The sequence below is a fragment of the Collimonas sp. genome (assembly GCF_044339385.1).
Classification (GTDB): domain Bacteria; phylum Pseudomonadota; class Gammaproteobacteria; order Burkholderiales; family Burkholderiaceae_D; genus Collimonas.
The window spans coordinates 1-3,462 of sequence record NZ_JBIIVN010000212.1 but is presented as its reverse complement, the minus strand read 5'-3'; the positions used below and the strand labels follow the sequence as shown (position 1 = coordinate 3,462).

4 protein-coding genes are annotated in these 3,462 nt (G+C 51.1%); all 4 read right to left on the bottom strand.

Annotated features, from left to right (window positions below; genetic code table 11):
* Positions 1 to 77 precede the first annotated feature (77 nt).
* The 4 genes from ACIQ0R_RS11965 to ruvA all read right to left on the bottom strand — a co-directional run bounded on the left by ACIQ0R_RS11965 (position 78) and on the right by ruvA (position 3,008).
* On the bottom strand, positions 78 to 596 hold the full coding sequence (locus ACIQ0R_RS11965; protein ID WP_395827701.1) for a hypothetical protein: 519 nt from the start codon (positions 594 to 596) through the stop codon (positions 78 to 80).
* 175 nt (positions 597 to 771) lie between these two features.
* Complete coding sequence (locus ACIQ0R_RS11960) at positions 772 to 1,224, bottom strand: YaiI/YqxD family protein (RefSeq protein WP_395827699.1); 453 nt, start codon at positions 1,222 to 1,224, stop codon at positions 772 to 774.
* Positions 1,225 to 1,267: 43 nt separating this feature from the next.
* Complete coding sequence (gene ruvB, locus ACIQ0R_RS11955) at positions 1,268 to 2,326, bottom strand: Holliday junction branch migration DNA helicase RuvB (protein ID WP_395827696.1); 1,059 nt, start codon at positions 2,324 to 2,326, stop codon at positions 1,268 to 1,270.
* 103 nt (positions 2,327 to 2,429) lie between these two features.
* Positions 2,430 to 3,008: a Holliday junction branch migration protein RuvA gene (gene ruvA / locus ACIQ0R_RS11950; protein WP_395827693.1), complete on the bottom strand. Its 579-nt coding sequence runs from the start codon at positions 3,006 to 3,008 to the stop codon at positions 2,430 to 2,432.
* Between the last annotated feature and the right edge of the window lie 454 nt (positions 3,009 to 3,462).

Sequence of the window (3,462 nt, the reverse complement as noted above, 5' to 3'; positions counted from 1 at the left end):
TGGACGATGCCATTGCGGGACTGGAAGGGAGCACTTAACCGCTTCACTATCCAGTTTGAAGAACGGATGAAGCCGAATTAAACGAAATTCCGTTTACACAAAATCCAGCACACCCTCGCAATCGCATCCACCGCATCGAATTTCCAATTCAGAAATGGGCACACCGCAATTTCAAATGCATGGGCCATCCATTCGATACAATCAGCCAACTCTTCAATACTCGCATACGGCGATGGCGTCGTGCCGAGGCTAAACACCACTTCCGGTTCAATACGCGGCTGCAGCGCACCCTCCAGGCTTTGAATCCCGCGGTTATCTTCTGCATAGCGTACCGTCGTATCAAATACGTGGGCCCAAAAAGGTTCCTCAATGGCTTTGGTAACACCATATTTTTTCCAGATGGTCCGATTGCTGAATCCCAGCTTGCGGCCGACCGAGGTCGCGCCCTGGCCGATACTGGCATCCAGAATACGCTTGCCGATATCGTAACCATCCATCGGTGACAGAACATCTGCATCTGACAACAAAGGCATCAGCGTGGTGCAAGCGCGGGCGTCGAGAAGCTGATGGGCATAACGGTTAGCTTTGGTGGACATAAGCATGGTTGATTTGCGCACTATGAGTGAACACTATCGTAGTGTCTGTGACGTTCAATTTTTATACAAGCATCGAATTATTGCCTTTTAAACATCCGCCCTTTCGATATCGATAACCCGAGAAGCCTGATGCTTGTCGCCATGAAAATGATAGATAGCGAGGCATCGGAAAAATTTAACGGCGGCGATATTTTTGTAAAAAACGATCAAGCTGTGATGCAAACAAATGGCGATCGCTCTGGCTAAATGCAGCCGGACCGCCTGTTTCAACTCCGCTGGCACGTAATTCATCCATAAAATTACGCATCGTCAATTGTTGCTGGATATTGTCCTTGGTGTAAAACTCGCCACGCAGGTTCAGCGCATGGCCGCACTTTTCCAGCACATCAGCCGCCAATGGAATGTCAGCGGTAATCACCAGATCACCAGCTTGCAGTAAGCGCACTATTTCACGATCTGCGACATCAAAACCTGACGGCACCTGCACTGCCCTGACGAAGCGCGATGGCGGCACCCGCAACAATTTATTGGCAACCAGGATCAACGGAATTTGTAACCGGTCAGCAACCCGGTAAAGAATCTCTTTGATTACGTTCGGACAAGCATCGGCGTCTACCCAGATTTGCATTTCTGCAGGTTGGTGTTGTGCCTCATCGGACACCGGCTGCGAATTAATTTTGCCCCCACAACTCGCCGTTCGTCCCGGTCCGCGACGCTGCGACCCCGAAATGACTGTACGCGGCTGGTGTCGCAATACGACCGCGCGGAGTCCGTTGTAAATATCCCTGCTGAATCAGATAAGGCTCCAGCACATCTTCGATCGTGTCACGCTCTTCGCCAATAGCCGCCGCCAAATTATCCAGGCCAACGGGGCCGCCACCAAACTTAAACAACACCGCCTCCAGCAACTTCCGGTCCATGATGTCGAAACCAACCGGATCGACATCCAGCATTACCAGCGCAGCATCGGCCATCGCCTTGGTAATTTCACCGTTGCCTTTGACTTCCGCATAATCGCGCACTCGCCGCAACAAACGATTAGCAATACGCGGCGTACCACGGCTGCGCTTGGCAATTTCGAATGCCCCATCATCGACAATCGGCGCGCCGAGCAATGACGCACTGCGGGTAACAATCTTGCTCAGCTGGGACGGCGTATAAAACTCAAGCCGGGCGACAATACCGAAACGATCACGTAGCGGATTGGTCAGCATGCCCGCACGCGTGGTAGCGCCAACTAGCGTAAAAGGCTGCAAATCCAGGCGCACTGACCTGGCTGCCGGCCCTTCACCTATCATGATATCGATCTGATAATCCTCTAATGCCGGATACAGAATTTCCTCCACAACCGGCGACAAACGGTGAATTTCATCGATAAACAAAACGTCGTTCGCCTCAAGATTGGTCAGCAACGCCGCCAGATCACCGGCGCGCTCAAGCACCGGCCCTGATGTCTGGCGCAAATTGACACCCATTTCGCGTGCAATAATATGCGCCAGCGTGGTCTTGCCCAAGCCTGGCGGGCCAAACAGCAGGGTGTGATCCAGCGCCTCGCGCCGCTGTCGTGCGGCAGTGATGAATATCTGTAACTGGTCACGTATCTTTTCCTGACCAACGTACTCATCGAGTTGCTTGGGACGCAAAGCACGTTCGATCGCCTCTTCGTTAGGTGAAGCCGGCGTAGCCGCAATAATGCGTTGTTCTGTGAAATCGTCGGTTTGGATACTCATGATCGGATTGTAGTCAGAGTCGGGCGATTAAATATAGGAAAAACTTTGCTATCCCAATAAAAGTAAAACTTCCTGATTTCTAGAGCGATTCCGCGTCCTGGCGCTATAACTTCGACAGCGCCTTCAGTGCCAGCTTGATACCCTCCGATACCGTCGCATCGGTCGGCAATTGTTTGAGCGCGAGCATGGCCTCCTTATCTGAATAGCCAAGTGCAACGAGCGCATTCAGGATATCTCCGCTAGCATCGTTACCATGCGTACTACCTACCGGCCCCAGATCGGCACCCAACTCGCCCTTCAACTCCAGCAGCAAACGTTCTGCTGTTTTCTTACCGATGCCAGGGACTCTAGTCAGTCGCCCAGCTTCCTGCAAAGTGACAGCCTGAGCCAAATCCTGTACAGACATGCCAGACAGGATGGAAAGTGCCGTACGGGCACCAACACCGCTGATCTTGATCAGCTGTTTGAAGACATTTCGCTCCTCTACGCTGCCAAAACCGTACAAAACGTGCGCATCTTCGCGTATCGCCAGATGCGTTAACAAGGCAACTTTTTCGCCAAGAGCCGGCAAGTTATAGAAAGTGCTCATCGGCACCCCGACTTCGTAGCCGACGCCATTGCAATCAATCAGCAGTTGGGGGGGATTTTTTTCGAGCAGAATGCCTGAAAGACGACCTATCATCGCAGTATGGCCTAAATATCAATCACTGAATCATACATGACAACTGGTTAAAAACACAGTGGTTTTATTACAGGAATACCAAAATTGATCTAAGGATAGTGGATGTTGTGTATTTTCGGTAGGTTGTTGAGGTCGTGGAGAGGGTGGCTGAAGCGAATATTGTTGGGTTGTTGGGTTGTTGGGGATCTTGTTGAGGTAAGTTGATGTATTTGATGAAATGTGAACGCAAAGCAAAAACCCTCTGAGCGGTTAAGCACAGAGGGTTTTTTAATCAAAGCCTGACGATGGAGGGTGTAATTAGTTTTGTGTAAACGGTCATTTGGCAGGACACTGCCACCATAGAGGAAAAAATGACCTACGTAAAACGCACCAAACGGGCCAAGCCCGATCCTGAGTTGGTCAAGCTGGCGGACAGCCTGCTTGACCAACTACAAGAAACCTGAAGACCTGATTG